The sequence below is a fragment of the Halomonas sp. IOP_6 genome (assembly GCF_021151565.1).
GTDB classification, from domain to species: domain Bacteria; phylum Pseudomonadota; class Gammaproteobacteria; order Pseudomonadales; family Halomonadaceae; genus Vreelandella; species Vreelandella alkaliphila.
Map to the genome: position 1 here is coordinate 300,050 of NZ_JAIRBO010000005.1, position 19,931 is coordinate 319,980.

Annotated in this window: 15 protein-coding genes; 10 read left to right on the plus strand and 5 right to left on the minus strand. The window is 53.2% G+C overall.

The features are described 5' to 3' along the window. Positions 1 to 77: 77 nt before the first annotated feature. A complete protein-coding gene (gene acnA / locus K7H08_RS11905) occupies positions 78 to 2,810 on the minus strand; it encodes an aconitate hydratase AcnA (protein WP_231658065.1) in 2,733 nt (910 codons plus the stop codon). A gap of 258 nt (positions 2,811 to 3,068) precedes the next feature. Here acnA and trxB point away from each other — a divergent pair, with 258 nt between their 5' ends. Further along, complete coding sequence (trxB, locus tag K7H08_RS11910) at positions 3,069 to 4,019, plus strand: thioredoxin-disulfide reductase (RefSeq protein ID WP_038478357.1); 951 nt, start codon at positions 3,069 to 3,071, stop codon at positions 4,017 to 4,019. A 28-nt stretch (positions 4,020 to 4,047) separates the two neighbouring features. On the opposite strand, the gene K7H08_RS11915 is transcribed toward trxB, so the two are convergent. Beyond that, positions 4,048 to 4,572: a GspH/FimT family protein gene (locus tag K7H08_RS11915; protein ID WP_038478354.1), complete on the minus strand. Its 525-nt coding sequence runs from the start codon at positions 4,570 to 4,572 to the stop codon at positions 4,048 to 4,050. A gap of 79 nt (positions 4,573 to 4,651) precedes the next feature. Between K7H08_RS11915 and thiO the strand changes: the two genes are divergently transcribed. Further along, on the plus strand, positions 4,652 to 5,761 hold the full coding sequence (thiO, locus tag K7H08_RS11920) for a glycine oxidase ThiO (protein WP_231658068.1): 1,110 nt from the start codon (positions 4,652 to 4,654) through the stop codon (positions 5,759 to 5,761). A gap of 32 nt (positions 5,762 to 5,793) precedes the next feature. Here thiO and K7H08_RS11925 read toward each other — a convergent pair whose 3' ends face one another. After that, a complete protein-coding gene (locus K7H08_RS11925; protein WP_231658069.1) occupies positions 5,794 to 6,060 on the minus strand; it encodes a PP0621 family protein in 267 nt (88 codons plus the stop codon). Positions 6,061 to 6,205: 145 nt separating this feature from the next. Between K7H08_RS11925 and K7H08_RS11930 the strand changes: the two genes are divergently transcribed. After that, positions 6,206 to 7,840, plus strand: coding sequence for an NAD+ synthase (locus K7H08_RS11930; protein ID WP_095603762.1), 1,635 nt, complete (start codon positions 6,206 to 6,208; stop codon positions 7,838 to 7,840). 146 nt (positions 7,841 to 7,986) lie between these two features. Here the strand turns inward: K7H08_RS11930 and K7H08_RS11935 are convergent, their stop codons facing one another. Then, entirely contained in the window at positions 7,987 to 8,790 is an 804-nt protein-coding gene (locus K7H08_RS11935) for an outer membrane protein assembly factor BamD (RefSeq protein WP_231658070.1), read from the minus strand. 198 nt (positions 8,791 to 8,988) lie between these two features. On the opposite strand from K7H08_RS11935, the gene rluD reads away from it, so the two are divergent. From rluD to ilvN, 5 genes are all read left to right on the plus strand, one after another. Then, a complete protein-coding gene (gene rluD, locus K7H08_RS11940; protein ID WP_038478339.1) occupies positions 8,989 to 9,948 on the plus strand; it encodes a 23S rRNA pseudouridine(1911/1915/1917) synthase RluD in 960 nt (319 codons plus the stop codon). Continuing rightward, complete coding sequence (gene pgeF, locus K7H08_RS11945; protein WP_038478337.1) at positions 9,945 to 10,700, plus strand: peptidoglycan editing factor PgeF; 756 nt, start codon at positions 9,945 to 9,947, stop codon at positions 10,698 to 10,700. Before rluD ends, pgeF begins: the two co-directional genes overlap by 4 nt. Before the next feature lie 155 nt (positions 10,701 to 10,855). Continuing rightward, a complete protein-coding gene (gene clpB / locus K7H08_RS11950; protein ID WP_231658072.1) occupies positions 10,856 to 13,435 on the plus strand; it encodes an ATP-dependent chaperone ClpB in 2,580 nt (859 codons plus the stop codon). 545 nt (positions 13,436 to 13,980) lie between these two features. Beyond that, positions 13,981 to 15,705 (plus strand): acetolactate synthase 3 large subunit, encoded by a 1,725-nt coding sequence (locus K7H08_RS11955; RefSeq protein WP_038478332.1) that lies wholly within the window; start codon positions 13,981 to 13,983, stop codon positions 15,703 to 15,705. Beyond that, positions 15,705 to 16,196 (plus strand): acetolactate synthase small subunit, encoded by a 492-nt coding sequence (gene ilvN, locus K7H08_RS11960; RefSeq protein ID WP_027336791.1) that lies wholly within the window; start codon positions 15,705 to 15,707, stop codon positions 16,194 to 16,196. The genes K7H08_RS11955 and ilvN overlap by 1 nt, the downstream gene beginning before the upstream one ends. 92 nt (positions 16,197 to 16,288) lie before the next feature. Here ilvN and ilvY read toward each other — a convergent pair whose 3' ends face one another. Further along, positions 16,289 to 17,176, minus strand: a complete 888-nt coding sequence (gene ilvY / locus K7H08_RS11965) for an HTH-type transcriptional activator IlvY (protein ID WP_038478324.1) — start codon at positions 17,174 to 17,176, stop codon at positions 16,289 to 16,291. A gap of 218 nt (positions 17,177 to 17,394) precedes the next feature. Here ilvY and ilvC point away from each other — a divergent pair, with 218 nt between their 5' ends. Further along, a complete protein-coding gene (ilvC, locus tag K7H08_RS11970) occupies positions 17,395 to 18,411 on the plus strand; it encodes a ketol-acid reductoisomerase (RefSeq protein WP_016916053.1) in 1,017 nt (338 codons plus the stop codon). Positions 18,412 to 18,574: 163 nt separating this feature from the next. Further along, positions 18,575 to 19,507, plus strand: a complete 933-nt coding sequence (gene pssA / locus K7H08_RS11975; RefSeq protein WP_231658074.1) for a CDP-diacylglycerol--serine O-phosphatidyltransferase — start codon at positions 18,575 to 18,577, stop codon at positions 19,505 to 19,507. Positions 19,508 to 19,931 lie beyond the last annotated feature (424 nt).

Below are 19,931 nucleotides of genomic sequence, written 5' to 3' on the forward strand. Positions count from 1 at the left end.
AAGCGAAACAGCAAAGTGAGCGCAAAAAAAAGCCCCCACCATGGTGGGGGCTATGCAAGCATTGGTAGGTTTTGCCTTTAAGCTGCGCCGATCATTTTGCGCAACACGTAGTGAAGGATACCACCGTGGCGGTAGTAAGCCAGCTCATTGACGGTATCAATTCGGCACTTGGCATCAACGGTGCGCTCCCCATCGTCATTTTTGATGACAATTTTCACGCTGCCTCCTGGGCTTAAATCGCTTAAGCCAGCAATTGATATCTCTTCATCACCGGTCAAACCAAGCGTTTCACGGCTTTCACCTTCAGGGAACTGCAGCGGTACCACGCCCATTCCAATTAGGTTTGAGCGGTGAATACGTTCATAAGACTCGGCAATAACCGCGCGCACACCCAATAAGCGGGTGCCTTTTGCTGCCCAGTCCCGTGAAGAGCCGGTGCCATACTCTTTACCAGCAATCACCACTAGGGGAGTGCCTTCCTCCTTATATTTCATGGCGGCATCGTAAATCGCCATTTGCTCGCCGCTGGGAACGTGGCGGGTCTCACCACCAACAACTCCGTCCAGCATTTCATTTTTAATGCGCACGTTGGCAAAGGTGCCACGCATCATTACTTGATGGTTACCTCGACGTGAGCCGTAGGAGTTGAAGTCGACGGGCTTCACGCCGTGCTCTTGCAGATAACGACCCGCAGGGCTATCGGGTTTGATAGAGCCCGCTGGGGAGATATGGTCGGTCGTCACCGAGTCGCCTAGCAGGGCTAATACACGGGCGTTTTCCACATCTTCAATGGCGTCCGGCTCACGCTCCATGCCTTCGAAAAACGGCGGGTGCTGAATGTAGGTCGATTCAGGCCACTGGTAAACTTTGCTTTCAGGAACGTTGATGGCTTTCCAGGTATCGTCGCCTTCAAATACCGCACCATACTCTTTGCGGAACATCTCAGTGTTGACCTGTTCAACGGCAGTGGCGATATCTGCTTGAGAAGGCCAGATGTCTTTGAGATAAACCGGGTTGCCGTCATTGTCCTGGCCGAGTGGGTCGGTCGTTAAGTTGCACTGTACGTTACCGGCTAACGCATATGCGACCACCAAGGGCGGTGAGGCGAGCCAGTTCGTTTTGACTAGCGGGTGCACACGGCCTTCAAAGTTACGGTTGCCTGAAAGCACCGATGCCACGGCAAGGTCGCCGCTGTTGATCGCTTTTTCGATCTCATCGGGCAGCGGGCCGGAGTTGCCGATACATGTCGTACAGCCATAACCCACTAAGTTAAAGCCCAGTGCATTCAGGTCATCGCTTAAGTTCGCGGCTGCTAAGTAATCGGTCACCACTTTGGAGCCGGGGGCAAGCGAGGTCTTAACCCAAGGTTTCGTGGTAAGCCCCTTTTGGCATGCATTACGTGCCAGCAGCCCGGCTGCCATCATGACGCTTGGGTTGGAGGTGTTGGTACATGAGGTGATAGCGGCAATTACCACGGCACCTGGATCGAGGCTGAAATCCTTATCGTTAAGTTTAACGGCTTGGCTGGTGTCATGTTTAAAGCTCCTCTCAACCCCCACCGCGGTTTGGCCGCCTTCCGAGGAGAGTTTTCCTTTTGCGGTTGTATCTGCGCTGGTGTCCTCTTGCATGAACTTGTCAAAGGCGGCGGCCATGTCTTTCAGCGCCACACGATCTTGGGGGCGTTTCGGGCCGGCAAGACTCGCTTCTACTTCGTCCATGTCGAGGCTGAGAGAGTCGGTAAAGATCGGCTCATCGCCAGGTTCGCGCCATAAGCCCTGCGCTTTGCTGTATGCCTCTACTAACGCAATTTGGTCATCTTCACGGCCGGTGAGACGCATGTAGTTAAGCGTTTCGTCGTCTACTGGGAAAAAGCCGCAGGTAGCGCCATATTCCGGTGCCATATTGGCAATCGTGGCGCGGTCGGCCAGCGGCAAATCCTTAAGGCCGTCACCGTAGAATTCAACAAACTTACCTACCACGCCTTTTTTACGCAGCATCTCAGTAACGGTAAGCACTAGGTCAGTGGCGGTAATGCCTTCGCGCAGTTTGCCGTTAAGCTTGAAGCCAACGACTTCCGGAATCAGCATCGAGACCGGCTGGCCAAGCATGGCGGCTTCCGCTTCGATACCGCCGACGCCCCAGCCAAGTACGCCCAGGCCGTTGATCATAGTGGTGTGGGAGTCGGTGCCGACTAAGGTGTCGGGGTAGGCAAATGTCTGGCCATCTTGCTCTTTTGTCCACACTGCGCGACCCAGGTACTCGAGGTTAACCTGGTGGCAAATGCCGGTGCCGGGCGGTACAACGCTAAAGTTGTCGAACGCTTGCTGGCCCCAGCGCAGAAACTCGTAGCGCTCACGGTTGCGCTGCATTTCGATATCGACGTTTTCTTGAAACGCGGCAGCATTGCCGAATTTGTCGACCATCACCGAGTGGTCAATAACCAGATCAACAGGAGAAAGTGGGTTAATACGGGCGGGATCTTCGCCGAGCTTCTCAACGGCAGCGCGCATAGAGGCAAGATCTACAACCCCTGGCACGCCGGTGAAATCTTGCATGAGGACGCGGGCAGGGCGGTAGCCTATTTCACGGCTTGATTTGCCCTCTTTTTGCCAGTCCACTAGCGCCTGAATGTCCTCTTGATCAACACTTTCGTCATCGCCAAAGCGCAGCTGGTTTTCGAGTAGAATTTTGAGCGTTTTGGGTAGCCGGTCAATGTTGCCGAGCGCGTCGGCGGCTTTTGGCAGGCTATAGTAATGATACTGCTGGTTGCCTACTTCTAGGGTGGTGAGCGTATCGGGTATCTTGCCCATTGGTCTCTCCTTTGATTGCTTGGCCTTAAGCGAACTGCTGATCGCAATGCTTAGGCGCGACGGTCACTGCTTTTCTTTAATGTGGCTTATCCCCAGTATGGCTTATCTTGTTAATAGCACATGGGTGTTTCACCCCCAGCTTTCAAGGCGTCTTCGCCTAATAGCGAAGGATAACCCTTGTAATTGCTTGTACTTGACGCCATTTCAGGCAGACTCTCTTGCAAACGATATCTGCTCAATTGTGACAAAGGTGGTGTCATGGAAACGCGTCATGAACGTTTAATTATTCTTGGTTCCGGCCCTGCCGGGTATACGGCAGCGGTGTACGCAGCCCGTGCTAACTTAAAACCGCTGCTGATTACCGGCCTGCAGGCAGGTGGCCAATTGACCACCACAACCGATGTCGATAATTGGCCCGGCGACGCACAGGGTGTTCAGGGGCCAGAGTTGATGGAGCGCATGAAGCAGCACGCTGAGCGTTTTAATACGGAAGTGTTGTTCGACCATATCAATGAGGTCAGCTTAGGTGAGAAGCCGTATACCTTAAAAGGGGACAGCGGAATTTACACCTGTGATGCGCTGATTATTGCCACCGGTGCCAGCGCACGCTATCTGGGCTTGCCAACCGAGCAGCAATTTATGGGGCAAGGGGTATCTGCGTGTGCTACCTGCGATGGCTTCTTTTATCGTAACCAAGAAGTGATTGTGGTGGGAGGCGGCAACACCGCTGTTGAGGAAGCACTGTACCTCTCAAATATCGCCTCAAAGGTTACTTTGGTTCATCGTCGCGATACGCTGCGCGCCGAGAAAATCCTGCAGGACAAGCTGTTTGAGAAAGTCGAAGCAGGCAAAATTGCCCTTGAGTGGTTTTATGAAGTGGACGAGGTGCTGGGCGATAACTCCGGCGTGACTGGCGTGCGCGTTAAGTCGACTAAAGATGGTTCTACCAAAGAGATTCACGCGCCTGGGTTGTTCATCGCTATCGGTCATAGCCCTAATACGGGGATTTTTGAGGGCCAGTTGGAAATGAACGGCGGCTACATCAAGGTGAAATCAGGCCTTGAAGGCAATGCTACCGCTACCAGTGTGCCAGGTGTCTTTGCCTGTGGTGATGTGATGGATCATATTTATCGTCAGGCGATTACCTCTGCAGGCAGTGGTTGCATGGCAGCGCTAGATGCTGAGCGTTATCTGGATGGCATCGCCTGAGTTAGCCGTGGTTAAACGCCTGTCGTGATCAACAATCGGCGGGCGTTTCATCGATGCGCAGGCGACCCAGTCGGCTGAGCACGAGCACTTTTCCTGGAGCGCTTGCCGCACATATATAAAAACTGCCATTGAAGCCGTTTGCGTGGCCAAGCGTACTATAGCTCACACGCCGCCTGTTACGATTATAAGTGACGGTAGTTGCCTGCTCTTTAGGGAAGACACGAACAACATCGCTGCTGGTTATTTGATTTATCGCGTCCCCCTTGATGACCAGTAGCGCGTTACTCCAGTCGCTGGTGCAGGTGTTTCTTTGCTGATTGGTTGGGCAAACCGTGGCCGTTTTACGCTGCGTGATGGCTGTGTTGCGAGCCAACGAAAAGGCAGACTGCAATCTGTTAATATCGGCGGTAACGGCTGTGCTTCGGCCAAGTGCTTGAAAATTTGGCACTCCCCAGGCGGCTAAGGCTGAAATAAGCAGAAGAGCAATAATAAGTTCGATCAGGGTAAAGCCTTGGATACGCGTGTGTGGAACGCCGTTATTGTTAGCTGGCATGGTGACTCCAGGCGTGTGTTTTTTCTACAGCCTACCTCGCGGTGATCGTTTTTTATGTAAGCCAAAGCGGACAAACGTTGTGAGCAATTTCTTAATTATTGGCGGTGGCGTGATCGGTATGATGACGGCACTGCAGCTAGCAGATGCTGGCCAGCAAGTTACTTTAGTGGAGCGCGGCATTTGCGGGCAGGAGTCTTCTTGGGCAGGTGGTGGCATTGTCTCGCCGCTTTACCCATGGCGGTATGCGCCGCCAATCTCGCAACTTTCGCGCTGGTCAGAGGGCGTGTATCCCACGTTGTCGCTACGCTTGTTGGAAGAAACCGGTATTGATCCTGAATATCGCCAAAAAGGGCTGCTCTATCTTAACGTTGACGATGCTGACACTGCGCTTGGTTGGGCGAGAGGCTTAGCCAAGCCGCTGGAGCGTGTTAGCGCTGACTTTGTTCGTCAGAAGGAGCCCATGGTGGCTGCTGCCCAGGAGAGTGCGTTGTGGATGCCGACACTCGGTAGTGTGCGCAACCCACGTCTGGGACAGGCGTTGCGCGCTCGGCTGCTGGCAATGCCGAACGTTGTGCTGAATGAAGGCTGTGAGGTAAATAGTTTTATAACGCATGACCAACAGGTGTTGGGCGTTGCGACCGCGCAAGGGGAGCTGCGCGCTGAAAAGGTGGTGGTATGTGGTGGCGCCTGGACAGCCAGGCTGTTAGAAAGCATAACGATTCGCCTGCCGGTACGCCCCGTAAAAGGCCAAATGATTGCTTATCAAGCGCCGCCAGGATTGGTGCAGCGCGTGGTATTGAAAGATGGTCGCTATATTATCCCGCGTAGCGATGGGTTGCTGTTGGTAGGCTCAACCTTAGAAGAAGCGGGTTTTGATAAAACGACCGACAGTGAAGCACTGGCGTCACTCAAACAGACCGCTGAAAGCATTGTACCTGCGTTGTCAGATCACCCGGTTGCTTATCATTGGGCAGGGCTGCGCCCTGGCTCCCTGGATGGCATTCCATTTATTGGGGCATTGCCAGGGTGGTCCGATGTTTACGTCAATGCTGGCCACTACCGCAATGGGTTAGTGCTTGCACCAGCGTCTACCCATGTATTGGTTGATCAGCTATTAGGGCGTGAGCCACTTATCGACCCAGCGCCCTTTCAGCCGACGGTAGATCGATTAATGACGGATTTGGCATAGCTTATGGCTGTCGTTGTCTATCGGTAGCGGTTTTAATCGCGGTTCTGCTTATCTTGTTGCTCTTGCAAAAAACGATCCCGATGAGCGCTTGAGCAAAACCACTGTTCGCTATCGCGTAGGGCTTCCTCTTCCGGAACATGGACATCGCACCAGCGGCAGCGCACCATTTGTCCGCCTTCATGGCGTTCGGGTTCACGCTGTTGGTGGGAAAGTTTGCGCTCTCGGTAGAGACCATAAAGTTTCAGGCCCACATAGAACAGCACGGCAAAAATAATCAGCCGAATGATCAAAAGGTTCATCCTCTATGACTCCCATGGTGGGATGTAATAATAGCTAGAGTAACATGAGCGCCGGCTAACCTTTGCCAGTTGGCAGCCCTTGCGGGACAATGTACGTAGGTGAGCGGCAACGTGTTCTAAAGATTCTCAAGAGATTTTAACGCCCATGCAAGACTTAACGCTGGTAATGGCCCAACTCGACCCTTTAGTGGGAGATATTCCCGGCAATGCTGCACGCGCCATTGAAGCGGTGCGCGAAGCGAGGATCGAGCATGGGGCGGATATTGTTGTCTTCCCAGAGCTTTTCTTGTCTGGTTATCCACCGGAAGATCTGCTACTTCGCCCATCGATGGAAGCTCGCTTGCGTGAAGCGCGGGCGAAGATGGCAGAAAAAATCGCCCGCGATGTGCTGGTGATTATTGGCTACCCGGGCGTTCGTGAAGGAAAGCGCTATAACCTGGCGGGTGTGCTGTATAACGGCCAGTGGGAAGCTGAGTATGCCAAGCAGGCACTGCCGAACTATCAAGTGTTTGATGAGCAGCGCTACTTTACGCCTGGCACCAAACCGCTGGTTTACGAGCACAAAGGCGCCAAGCTAGGGCTGCTGATTTGTGAAGACCTTTGGGAAGGTACGCCGGTTAATGCAGCCCGCGAAGCCGGTGCAGAAGTGCTGATCAGCTTAAACGCCTCGCCCTATCATCAGGATAAGCCCAGCGAGCGCTTGCGCCTGTTAGAGCAGCGTGCCCAGGATGTAAACCGCCCGATTGTGTATGTGAACACGATCGGTGGGCAGGACGAGCTGGTTTTCGACGGTGGTTCTAGCTGTGTAGACGCCCAAGGCGAACTCAAAGTGCTGGCGCCTTCTTGGCAAGCAGGCTTAATGCCCGTTCAACTGCTGCAAACGAGCGCTGATACGTGGGAACCCCAAGTGGGTGAAATTGAGCCAGAGGTTGAGCCTGAAGAGAGCCTTTACTGTGCGTTGGTGACAGGGCTGCGCGACTACGTCAATAAAAGTGGTTTTAAAGGCGTTGTTCTGGGGCTTTCCGGTGGTATCGATTCCGCTCTTTCCTTAGCGATTGCCGTCGATGCGCTGGGCCCCCAGCGTGTGCAAGCAGTGATGATGCCTTATCACTATACGGCGGATATCTCGAAGCAGGACGCTGCCGAACAGGCGGATATGCTGGGCGTTCATTATGACGTAATGCCTATCGAGCCGATGGTCGAAGCGTTTATGGGCACTTTGGCAGAAAGTTTCGCGGGCACCGAGCGGGATACTACGGAAGAGAACCTGCAGTCGCGCTGTCGCGGCGTTCTGCTGATGGCGATCTCCAATAAGAAAGGCCTGATGGTGCTTACGACCGGCAATAAAAGCGAAATGGCCGTGGGTTACGCCACGCTTTATGGCGACATGGTGGGCGGCTATAACGCCATCAAAGATGTCTACAAAACCTGGGTGTATCGTTTGGCCCGCTGGCGCAATACCCAATCGCCCGCTATTCCAGAGCGAGTGATTGAGCGCCCGCCCAGCGCAGAGCTGGCGCCCGACCAGCAAGACAGTGACTCGTTGCCTGATTACGACGTGCTAGACGCCATTCTGGTGAGCTACATTGAAGGCGATATGAGTGCTGAGGCAATTATCGCCGCTGGGTTTGATGAGGAAGATGTTTATAAAGTAGTGAAGCTTGTTGATCGCTGTGAATATAAGCGCCGCCAAGCCCCGGTCGGAGTACGGGTCACGCCCAGAGGGTTTGGGCGCGACCGGCGCTACCCGATTGTTAATGGCTGGCAGCCTGGCGACTAAGCATCAAAAACGCCCTAAATCGTGCTTCTGCATGATTTAGGGCGTTGTGACACCTTTCTGATCCTGTGCAGATTGGATCGATCGTTATGTTACAGGCGCTTATTTCACAGGTGTTTATTTATAAGCGCTTATTCACAAGTGCTTATTCACAAGTGCTTAGGCTTGAAACGACCATTGCTAAGCTGCTCATGGTCTGGCGCATTTTCTCGCAGAACGACAAGTACTTCATTGGCGCGATCGTCCATACCAAGCCCTTGATAGCCTTCTACCATGGTTGCCAGCGCGTCACGCGTTGCGTTGGACTCCGGATAGTTTTCAATCACCCAGCGACCTCGTTCAACGGCGGCCAGGAAGGCACCGCGACGCAAGTAGTAGTCGGCCACGTGCAGTTCATGGCGTGCCAACAGCTCACGCAGATACACAATGCGTTGCTGGGCATCTGGGGCATATTCGCTTTGGGGAAAGCGCTGAATCAATTCGCGGAAGTCGTTGTAAGCATCCCGTGAAGCACCCAAGTCACGCTTAGAAATATCAATCAGGCGCAAGCGTTCAAGGCTAAATCGCCCTGCTTGCCAAGCGGAAAGGCCGCGCAGGTAGTAGGCGTAATCCACTTGAGGGTGATCAGGGTGCAAGCGAATAAAGCGGCTGGCAGCGGCGCGTGCCTCTTCCCAGTTGCTGTTTTCGTAGTAAGCATAAATTAGCTCAAGCTGAGCTTGTTCGGCATGGGGGCCAAATGGGTAGCGGGTATCAAGCGCTTCCAGTCGCTCAATGGCAATTGGGAAACGGTTGCTATCCAGCGCTGTGCGGGCAAGCTCATAGAGCTCGCGTTCTTGCACACCTGAGAATTCATCCTCTTCTTCAGGTGTGGTGTCGTTACTGGCACAGCCTGCCAAAAGGGCAAGGCTTAAGGCTAGAACGCCAAAGCGGTTGGCAGCGGAAAAAGCGCGCATCATCATCCTCGTTGCAAACAAGCCTCAATCACCGAAAAGCGACGATGGCCATAAGTAGAAATGGTAGAATAGGTCGCAGTTCGCCCACTATAAATCACCTAGACGCAAAACGCAGGCTTAGCGACACTCTAATGCCGTTTGAAGAGTTAAAAAGCATTATAGGGTAGCCGCGGTGTTTGCGTCTTAAAGAGGTTGTTCATGTCTCGTATTGTTGAAGCCACGCAGCGAGTACCCGCGACATTAGCTGGCGCGCGTTTAGACCAAGCCGCAGCTGAGTTGTTCAGCGATTATTCCCGCGAGCGTTTGAAAGCGTGGATCAACGCCGGTGAGCTCACCGTCGACGGCGCTAAAGTAAAACCGAAGGCCAAGCTGCACGGCCACGAAACATTAGCGCTTAAAGCGACTATTGAAGACGATACTCGTTTTGAGCCCCAAGATATTCCGCTTGATATCGTTTATGAAGACGACGCGGTAATAGTCATCAACAAAGCCGCGGGCATGGTGGTTCATCCCGCCGCGGGCAACCCTGATGGCACATTGTTGAATGCGTTGCTCCATCATCATCCTGCACTGGCAGAAGTGCCTCGGGCGGGAATCGTACATCGCCTGGATAAAGACACCACTGGTCTAATGATGGTGGCGAAAACGTTGCCCGCACAAACGACGCTGGTTGAGCAGTTGCAGGCGCGCAGCGTTTCTCGTCAATATGATGCAGTGGTGATTGGCAAGCCCGTGTCGGGCAGCACCATTGACGCGCCCATTGGTCGGCACCCAAAAGACCGCAAGCGCCAAGCGGTCACGGCTTCTGGGAAACCGGCAGTGACTCACTTTCGGGTGGTTGAGCGTTTCCGCGCGCATACCCATGTGCGTTGCCAGTTGGAAACCGGGCGTACCCATCAAATTCGCGTTCATATGGCTCATGCCCGCTACCCATTGATTGGCGATCCGCTCTATAGTGGCCGTGCTAAGCTGCCGCCGGGTGCTGCTGCGCCGTTAAAAGAGATTTTGCGTGAATTTCCGCGTCAGGCGCTGCATGCTCGGAAGCTCAGTTTTGTGCATCCGGTGAGTGGTGAAACGCTTACTTTTCATGCCGACTTGCCTGATGATCTACTGATGTTGTTGGATTACCTGCGCGAAGATAGTGAGACCATGAGATGAGCGACGCGATTGATCTAAAGCCCACGCTACTGTTACCTGATTGGCCAGCCCCCGCGAATGTGCGGGCGTTTGTGACCACTCGGGAAACAGGGCCGAGCCAGGATGATTTTGCCGCTTTTAATCCAGCGAGCCACGTAGGCGATAATGCTGATCATGTCGCGCTATGTCGGCGTTTGTTGCACAAAGAAATCGGCGATGATCGGCCGCTGCTGTGGCTTAACCAAACCCATGGCGCACGCGTTCAGCAGGCGTATCAAGACGATACGCCGGAAGCAGACGCCTCGGTTGCCAGCAGCAACGACTATGCTTGTGTGGTGCTAACCGCAGACTGCTTGCCGGTGATGTTCTGCAATCGCCAAGGGACCCAGGTAGCCGTTGCCCACGCGGGCTGGCGCGGGCTAGCGGGTGGCGTGCTGGAAGCGACCGTCGCCGCTATGAACTGCGATCCTGACGACATTTTGGTATGGCTCGGGCCGGCTATTTCGAATGCCCAATTTGAGGTAGGACCAGAAGTGTATGGTGCCTTTGTTGCGGTACACCCTGAGACCGCTGAAGCGTTTGACCACAGCCCTTATCGTCTTGGTCACTATATGGCGGATCTTTATCGCTTGGCGCGCTTTCGTTTAGAAGCGCTGGGTATTCATCACATCAGCGGAGGCCACTTCTGCACGGCCTGCGAGTCGCGTTTTTACTCCTACCGCCGAGACAATGGCAGCACTGGACGCATGGCAAGTGTGATCTGGATCAATTAAGTAGTGTTATTCCTTCGAGCTTGTTATGCACAGCTCTTGAAATGCGTGGAACTGACTCCATTAAACTTGTCAAGCTAAACGTTTTTAGCACATTAAAGACAAGTTATTGGGAAACACCGTGGGTCCAAACGCACGGCACCCCCAGGAGGAATTCCATGCGATTCGATAAATTTACTGCCAAATTACAGGCCGCTATTTCTGAGGCACAATCCCTTGCGGTTGGGCACGGCCATAATCAGCTTGATCCCGCGCACTTATTGCTTGCGTTACTCGATACCAAAGACACTGGCATTAAAGCCCTGGTTGAAAAAGCTGGGGGCAGTAGCTCGCGCCTGCGCGACGGTTTGCAGAAGCAGCTAGATAACTTACCTAAAGTAAGCCAGTTCGACGGTGACGTTCAGCCATCTCGCGACTTCATCAAACTATTCAATTTAACTGACCGGGAAGCGCAGAAGCGTGGCGACCAGTTCATTGCCAGTGAATTGGTACTTCTGGCTGCACTGGAAATGAACAGTGCGATCACCAAACTGATGAAAGAGTCAGGGCTCAACCGGAAGGCCCTGGAAGCCGCAATCAATAGCTTGCGCGGTGGTGCTAAGGTCGACGACCCGAATGCCGAAGACCAGCGCGAAGCGCTTAATAAATACACCATGGATCTAACCCTGCGTGCATTAGATGGCAAGTTGGATCCCGTGATTGGTCGTGATGATGAAATTCGCCGCACGATTCAGGTGCTGCAGCGTCGTACCAAAAATAACCCGGTACTGATCGGTGAGCCAGGGGTGGGTAAAACCGCCATTGTTGAAGGGCTGGCTCAGCGTATTGTGAACGGTGAAGTGCCTGAAGGCCTGAAAGAGAAACGCGTCCTTTCCTTGGATATGGGCTCACTGCTGGCAGGCGCCAAATTCCGTGGCGAGTTTGAAGAACGTCTGAAAGCGGTGCTAAAAGAGCTTTCCCAGGAAGAAGGCCGGGTCATCCTGTTTATTGATGAGCTGCACACCATGGTGGGCGCGGGTAAGGCTGAAGGTGCGATGGATGCAGGCAACATGCTTAAGCCCGCGCTGGCGCGTGGTGAACTGCACTGCGTAGGGGCGACCACCCTGGATGAGTACCGCAAATACATTGAAAAAGACGCCGCGCTGGAGCGTCGCTTCCAGAAGGTGTTGGTCGATGAGCCCTCTGAAGAGGACACGGTAGCTATTCTGCGCGGTTTAAAAGAGCGTTACGAAGTCCACCACGGCGTGGATATTACTGATTCGGCGATTATCGCCGCGGCCAAGCTCTCTACCCGCTATATCACTGATCGGCAGTTGCCCGATAAAGCCATTGACCTGATCGATGAGGCAGCGTCACGTATCCGCATGGAACTGGACTCTAAGCCTGAAGAGATGGATAGGCTGGATCGTCGCCTAATCCAGCTGAAGATGGAGCGCGAAGCGCTTAAGAAAGAGACCGACGAGGCCACTAAGAAACGCCTTGAGGCGCTGAACAACCAGATCCACGAGTTAGAGCGCGAATACGCTGACTTGGATGAAATCTGGAAAGCTGAAAAAGCCAGCATTCAGGGCGCAGCCCAGTTTAAAGCGGAGTTGGAGCAGGCGCGCATTGACCTTGAACAAGCGCGTCGCCAGGGCGATCTAGGTCGTATGTCAGAGATTCAGTACGGCAAAATTCCGGCGCTTGAGAAGAAAATCAGCGAAGCGGGTGAAGGCGAAGCTGATATTGCCAGCCACCAGCTGCTGCGCTCAAACGTTACCGAAGAAGAGATTGCCGAGGTGGTTTCTCGCTGGACAGGCATACCTGTCTCCAAAATGTTGGAAGGCGAGAGAGACAAGCTACTGCGCATGGAAGAAGCGCTGCATGAGCGAGTGATTGGCCAGCATGAAGCGGTAGAGGCCGTGGCTAACGCCGTGCGCCGCTCGCGGGCAGGGTTGTCTGACCCCAATCGACCCAACGGCTCGTTCCTGTTCCTCGGCCCAACCGGGGTGGGTAAAACAGAGCTATGTAAGTCGCTGGCTAACTTCTTGTTCGATACTGAAGAGGCGATGGTGCGTATCGACATGTCGGAGTTTATGGAGAAGCACTCCGTGGCTCGCTTGATTGGTGCGCCCCCAGGCTATGTAGGTTATGAAGAGGGTGGCTACTTAACTGAGGCGGTGCGTCGTAAGCCCTACTCGGTGCTGCTACTGGACGAAGTGGAAAAAGCGCATCCGGATGTATTCAATATCCTGCTGCAAGTGTTGGAGGATGGCCGCTTAACTGATGGGCAAGGTCGTACAGTCGATTTCCGTAATACGGTGATCGTGATGACCTCTAACATGGGCTCGGACATCATCCAGCGCATGGGTGGAGATGATAACGACTACGAAGTCATGAAAAATGCAGTGATGGAAGTGGTGGGTAACCATTTCCGCCCTGAATTGATTAACCGCATTGATGAGGTGGTGGTGTTCCACGCCCTTGGCCAAGAGCAAATTCAGGCGATTGCCGGTATTCAGTTAGAGCGTTTGAAAGTTCGCTTGGCTGAGCATGACCTGAGCCTGGAAATTAGCGATGACGCCATGGCCCAGCTGGCGGTGGTCGGTTTCGACCCAGTGTATGGCGCAAGGCCGCTGAAGCGGGCGATCCAAAGCCGCATCGAGAACCCATTGGCTCAAGACCTGCTGGCGGGCAAATATGCCCCTGGCGACACTATTCATATCAGTGCGAGTGAAGGCAAGCTAGTATTTGAGTAATTTACGCGTGGGCAATTAAAATTCCCACGTCCTCAACTAGCCTGCGCAATGAACTTCAGCAAGCCTGCGCAATGAACCTCAGTAAGCCTGCGCAATGAAATAGTGCAAAAGCCTCGTTAGCTCTGCTAGCGGGGCTTTTTTAATGGCTAACTGCGACGTTTGTTGCGTTTGTCCTGATCGGAGGTTGACAGGCTGAGGGCGCTAATGGAATCTTGTGTGTTCCTGATTTGCGGGCGCGGAACCAACGGGCAACCCCTAATCCCCGCGCGAAGGGTAGGCGAAAGCCTTTACCCGCCGAAGGACTTCCGGGCTTGGGCTAACCGCCCGACCTGGCCAACGCCCCGACACGGCAAACCGTCGTGTAAGGTAGCTACTGGCGTATTTGATGATATGCCGGTGCTTCCGATGAGAGTGCAGGCCCTAACCGGGCCATATGCCAGGGTTTGGCATCAGGTGCCGGCATGGGCCGGCAGCGGCATACCGCCGCACTCGACACCGCAGGATGTCCTGCGGATCGCACTCGAGACCTCCAGGGGAGAAACACAGTGGAACTGCTTTCCGGCGCAGATATGATCGCCCGCTTCTTGCAGGATGAGGGCGTTGAGTACATTTATGGTTATCCCGGCGGCGCGGCGCTGCACATTTACGATGCGTTGTTCCGCCAGGACAAGGTGAAGCACATTCTTGTGCGTCACGAACAGGCAGCGACTCACGCAGCCGATGGTTATGCTCGTGCAGCGGGCAAACCAGGCGTGGTGCTTGTCACCTCGGGTCCTGGTGCTACCAATGCGGTTACCGGCATTGCGACTGCCTATATGGATTCGATTCCAATGGTCGTGCTGTGCGGTCAGGTCATGAGCCACCTGATTGGTGACGATGCCTTCCAGGAAACCGATATTGTGGGTGTGACTCGCCCCATCGTGAAGCACAGCTTCTCAATTCGGCATCCGTCTGAGATTCCAGAAGTGCTGAAAAAAGCCTTCTATCTCGCGGCGACTGGCCGCCCGGGTCCGGTCGTGGTCGATATTCCTAAAGATATGACAGCACCGACCGAGCGCTATGAGTACGTCTACCCGAAAAAGGTCAAGATGCGCTCCTATAACCCGGTTACCCGAGGGCATACGGGGCAAATTAAAAAAGCCGTTGAGATGATGCTGAAAGCCAAACGTCCGGTGTTCTATACCGGCGGTGGCGTGGTAACTGGCAAGGCAAGCGAAGGGTTGACCGATTTGGTCAAACAGCTCGGCTTCCCCATTACCACGACGCTGATGGGCATTGGCGCCTATCCGCAAAGTGATCGGCAGTGCCTGGGCTGGTTAGGGATGCACGGCTCGTATGAATCCAATATGGCTATGCACCATGCGGATTTGATTATCGCTATTGGCGCGCGCTTTGATGACCGAGTGACTAACAACACGTCGAAGTTTTGCCCCACGGCAAAAATCATTCACGTGGATGTGGACCCAAGTTCGGTATCTAAAACCGTACGCGCAGATGTGCCCATCGTTGGGCCAGCGTCTAGCGTCATTAATGAAATGATCAGCCTGGTTCAAGGTCAGTCAATTTCGCAGCCTGAAGCGCTGACCGAGTGGTGGCAAAAGATTGACGGCTGGCGCGCCGAGCGTGAAGGCAAGCTATATGAGCCTTCTAAGCCAGGCGAAGTGTTGAAGCCACAGGAAGTTATCGAAGCGCTATGCCGTGTTACTCGCGGTGAAGCCTATGTGACGACGGATGTTGGCCAGCACCAAATGTTTGCTGCTCAGTACTACAAGTTTGATAAGCCTAATCGTCTGATCACTTCGGGTGGTTTGGGCACCATGGGCTTTGGCTTCCCGGCTGCCATGGGTATCAAACAGAACTTCCCTGATGACGACGTCGTGTGTGTAACAGGGGAAGGCAGCTTCCAGATGATGATGCAGGAGCTCTCTACCTGTAAGCAGTACGGCGTGGGCGTCAAAATTGTAAACCTCAACAATGCATCGCTTGGTATGGTGCGGCAGTGGCAGGATTTGAACTACAAGTCCCGTCATGCGCACTCCTATATGGAGTCGCTGCCAGACTTCCACATGCTAATTGAGGCTTACGGATTTACCGCAATCACCGTGAATACCCTTGATGAGTTGGAACCGGCGCTAGAGCGCGCCTTTGCCGACAAGCATGAGCTGGTGTTCCTGGATGTGAAGGTTGATCCCTTTGAGCACGTCTATCCGATGCAGGTGCCGTTGGGTGCCATGCGTGACATGCTGCTGTCTAAAACGGAGCGTACCTGATGCGTCATATCATCTCGATTCTGATGGAAAACGAACCGGGTGCGCTGTCACGTGTGGTCGGGCTGTTCTCCCAGCGTAACTTCAACATTGAAACGCTGAACGTTGCACCGACCGAAGACCCGTCGCTGTCACGCCTGACGGTTACCACCGTGGGTGATGACCGAGTGATTGAGCAAATCACCAAGCATCTTAATAAGCTGATTGATGTGGTGAAGCTGGTCGACCTGACGGAAGGTAACCACATTGAGCGTGAGCTAATGCTGGTGAAAGTAAAAGCGTTAGGCGCTGCCCGCGATGAGGTGAAGCGTACGGTGGATATTTTCCGGGCGCAGATCGTCGACGTAACGCCAAGCCTGTATACCGTTCAGATTACCGGTGACGCCGCTAAGCTGGATGCATTTCTACAGGCCATGGCGCCGGTAGGCATTCTTGAAGTGGCGCGTACCGGGGTGTCCGGTATCGCTCGCGGCGATAAAGTTCTATCGTTGTAAACGCAGCATGCTAGCTGAGTAAGTCGTTAGAAAAGCAACTGAGAAAGCCGTCCTTATCAGGGCGGCTTTTTTTGTGTTCTTATAAGCGCGCGTTAACGCGGCGTCACAGTCGCCCAAAACGCGTCAATCATCGGATTCTTGAGGCGTCGGTTAAGCACGCAAACTCCGACATCGTAGTGGGGGAGCTCGGGTTTTACGCTGAGCACTTGCACACGTTCGGACAGCGGGCTGTTATCTAGCACGATTTTGGGTACCACTCCCACGCCAAATCCCAGCCCTACCATGCTCACAATCGCTTCGTGACCAGCCACTTGGGCATAAATACGCGGCGTAATGCCCATCGCTTTAAACCACGTGTTGGCGTACTCCCTTGAAAGCCCTGCCTCTGAAAGAATCATCGGGACATCACGCCACTGCTCGGCTGTTGAGCTTTCCGGCTGACTTGGCAGCCAGTCATGGGCTTCTGTAGGTGCAATAAACAGCAGCGGCGAGCGGGTAAGCGATTTAAAGGCCAGAGCGCTGGGTGGAATTCGCGGACGGGGGGTAATGGCCATATCGTCTGCGCCTTCCAGTACCCGTAACATGGCATCAGCGGGGTCACCGGTATGCAGCTTTAACTCGATACCAGGATGCCGAGTACGCACATCACTCAGTAGTTCGTAGAGAAAGCTATAGCTCGCGGTTACCGAACAGTAAATGCTTATTTCGCCACTCAGCTGTGCCACCGTGGCGGCCAGTGTTCGCTTCTGCATTTCCCATTGCTCTAAGGTCTCTTTTGCATAGCGCTGAAACGCTAAGCCTTGAGGGGTTAGCGTGACATGGCGATTGTCGCGCTCAAATAGTTGCGTGCCTAGCTCGCCTTCAACCTGCTGAATTGAGCGGCTTAAGGTGGATGGGCTGATATGACAAAGCTCGCTGGCGCGGCCAAAATGCAGCGTCTCGGCCAGCGTTACCACATGCTTTAATAAGCGAAAATCCATAGGAAGCCCACTGTTAAGGTCGATGTTTCATAATTAGAAATAGTATGTTGCAAATATAGCGTTTTACGCAATGGTGGCGGTGGCGTACAGTGATCCCAATGCCAAAGCCCAGTGCTGCAAAAGACGGCACGGGTGGCCATCAACGCTGATACGACATATATAAATTATTCCTATATAACGATCATTTTTTGATCAAATTCGATTTTTGGAGTCTCGCTATGCACGTTTATTACGATAAAGATTGTGATCTGTCCCTCATCCAAGCCAAGAAAGTCACTATTGTTGGCTATGGTTCGCAAGGCCATGCCCATGCGAATAACTTGAAAGAGTCTGGTGTCGACGTCACGGTTGCTCTGCGCAAAGGTTCTTCCTCTGCCGCCAAAGCAGAAGCGGCAGGCCTGAAAGTGGCAAGCGTTCCAGAAGCGTGCAAAACCGCAGACGTTGTCATGATTCTGGCGCCGGATGAGAATCAAAAAGCGATCTACGAGCAAGAAGTAGAGCCGAACTTGAAAGAAGGCGCGACCTTGGCCTTCGCTCATGGCTTTAACATCCACTACAACCAAATTGAGCCGCGCAAAGATCTAGATGTCATCATGATCGCGCCGAAAGCGCCAGGTCACACGGTTCGTTCTGAGTTTGTTAAAGGTGGCGGCATTCCTGACTTGATCGCTATCCACCAGGATGCGTCTGGTAATGCCAAAGAATTGGCGCTTTCTTACGCGGCAGGCGTTGGTGGTGGCCGTAGCGGCATTATCGAAACTACCTTCAAAGATGAGACCGAAACAGATCTGTTCGGTGAGCAAGCAGTTCTGTGTGGCGGCGCAGTTGAGCTGGTTAAAGCTGGCTTTGAAACGCTGACTGAAGCGGGTTATGCGCCAGAAATGGCTTACTTCGAGTGTCTGCATGAGCTTAAGCTGATTGTTGACCTGATGTACGAAGGCGGCATCGCCAACATGAACTACTCCATCTCCAACAATGCGGAGTACGGTGAGTATGTGACTGGCCCTGAAGTGATTAACGATGAGTCTCGTGCCGCAATGCGCAATGCACTCAAGCGTATCCAAACGGGTGAGTATGCCAAAATGTTCATTCAGGAAGGCAACACTAACTACCCGTCGATGACGGCACGTCGTCGCTTGAATGCTGAACACGAAATTGAGCAAGTAGGCGCTAAGCTACGTGGCATGATGCCGTGGATCGCTGCCAACCAGTTGGTTGATAAGTCGAAAAACTAAGCGGTTAGCGTGCTAGTACGCTAGTTAGAGCCTCGGGGCGCGCATTGTCGCGCCCCGAGGCGTTTGGCGTTGCATACTGCAATTGACTGGCTGAGTTAGCTTCACCGTGTAGAATGAAAAGAGATCACTGTGCTTGTGACTTCACTTCAAACGGATGATATTTATGACCCAGGATGCTCGCGATCAAGAGCGTAAACAGGCCCCGCAGTCAGCGCCTCAAGAAGGCCAGAAAACAGAAGCTAGTGGTACTGGAGAGCAAGAAGACGCTAGTCACGAAAAGGTAAGTAATGGCAGCGTAAGTCATGACAACGTAAGTAATGAAGATCTTGCTAGCGTTTTTTTGCGCGAAACGGAAGTGGTTGAAGAGGCGGTTGAAGACGGTAAGAAAATTCGCCGAAAAGGCATTTACTTATTACCTAACTTGTTTACTACGTCTGCGCTGTTTTCAGGGTTCTTCGCGGTGGTAGCTGGCATTAACGGAGAATTCACTTCGGCAGCAGTGGCAATTTTTATCGCCATGGTGCTTGACGGGCTTGATGGCCGTGTTGCCCGTATGACCAATACCCAAAGCGAGTTTGGCGCAGAGTACGATAGCCTTTCCGACATGATCTCGTTCGGTATGGCGCCTGCATTGGTGGCCTTTACCTGGATTTTACAAGACATCGGTAAAACTGGCTGGGTGGTGGCATTTCTTTATGTGGCTTGTGCTGCGCTGCGCCTGGCGCGCTTTAACGTACAGATTGGTAGTGTTGATAAGAAATGGTTTATCGGCTTGCCAAGCCCATCGGCTGCCGCTTTAGTGGCTGCAAGTGTGTGGACCTTCCATAGTTTTGATGCGGATGCGGTAGGTTTTAAGCTGCTAATGCTGTTTGTCGTAGGGGCTGCGGGTGTGCTCATGGTTAGCAACATTCGTTATTACAGCTTTAAAGACCTCGATTTCAAAAAGCCTGTACCTTTTGTTGTGCTTCTAGCGGTGGTGCTAGGGTTCGTAATGATCTCAGTGGAACCATCTGTAATGCTGCTACTGCTTTTTGGTGCTTATGTGTGCTCAGGCCCCGTATTGGCCGTTATGCGCAAGGCTAAGTCTAAAAGCTAAAGTTTATTCACATTTTCTCAAAAAACCACTTGCCAAGACGGCAGCGAATCCGTAAAGTACGCATCCGCTGCCGGGGACGCACAGCGTTACCAGCGGTAGTTGAGGGTGAAAACCTTCGGTTTGTCAGAGAGTTAGAAGAACTCGTCAGCAATATACTGCGATGTCTTCCAACGCTTTTTGAAACGAGCCACGCCAGAAAGCATCGTTATCTCGCTTTCTTCGTTCACTCGCTTCACTCACTCAAAACAGTGATTGACAAACACCAGGAAATGCGTAGAATACGCCTTCCTCGCTGAGGCAAGTCAGTTCATCGGCTAGCCAGTTACTTCTTCGGAAGTTCAGCAGCGAAAACAGCTCTTTAACAATTTGATCAGGTAATTCATGTGGGCGCTTGCCGATGAGGGTGATAAATCACCAAATATCA

Coding starts and splice junctions, on each gene's coding strand:
- acnA (WP_231658065.1), bottom strand. CDS start 2,810: ATGGGCAAGATACCCGATACGCTCACCACCCTAGAAGTAGGCAACCAG.
- trxB (WP_038478357.1), top strand. CDS start 3,069: ATGGAAACGCGTCATGAACGTTTAATTATTCTTGGTTCCGGCCCTGCC.
- K7H08_RS11915 (WP_038478354.1), bottom strand. CDS start 4,572: ATGCCAGCTAACAATAACGGCGTTCCACACACGCGTATCCAAGGCTTT.
- K7H08_RS11925 (WP_231658069.1), bottom strand. CDS start 6,060: ATGAACCTTTTGATCATTCGGCTGATTATTTTTGCCGTGCTGTTCTAT.
- K7H08_RS11930 (WP_095603762.1), top strand. CDS start 6,206: ATGCAAGACTTAACGCTGGTAATGGCCCAACTCGACCCTTTAGTGGGA.
- K7H08_RS11935 (WP_231658070.1), bottom strand. CDS start 8,790: ATGCGCGCTTTTTCCGCTGCCAACCGCTTTGGCGTTCTAGCCTTAAGC.
- rluD (WP_038478339.1), top strand. CDS start 8,989: ATGTCTCGTATTGTTGAAGCCACGCAGCGAGTACCCGCGACATTAGCT.
- pgeF (WP_038478337.1), top strand. CDS start 9,945: ATGAGCGACGCGATTGATCTAAAGCCCACGCTACTGTTACCTGATTGG.
- clpB (WP_231658072.1), top strand. CDS start 10,856: ATGCGATTCGATAAATTTACTGCCAAATTACAGGCCGCTATTTCTGAG.
- ilvN (WP_027336791.1), top strand. CDS start 15,705: ATGCGTCATATCATCTCGATTCTGATGGAAAACGAACCGGGTGCGCTG.
- ilvY (WP_038478324.1), bottom strand. CDS start 17,176: ATGGATTTTCGCTTATTAAAGCATGTGGTAACGCTGGCCGAGACGCTG.
- ilvC (WP_016916053.1), top strand. CDS start 17,395: ATGCACGTTTATTACGATAAAGATTGTGATCTGTCCCTCATCCAAGCC.
- pssA (WP_231658074.1), top strand. CDS start 18,575: ATGACCCAGGATGCTCGCGATCAAGAGCGTAAACAGGCCCCGCAGTCA.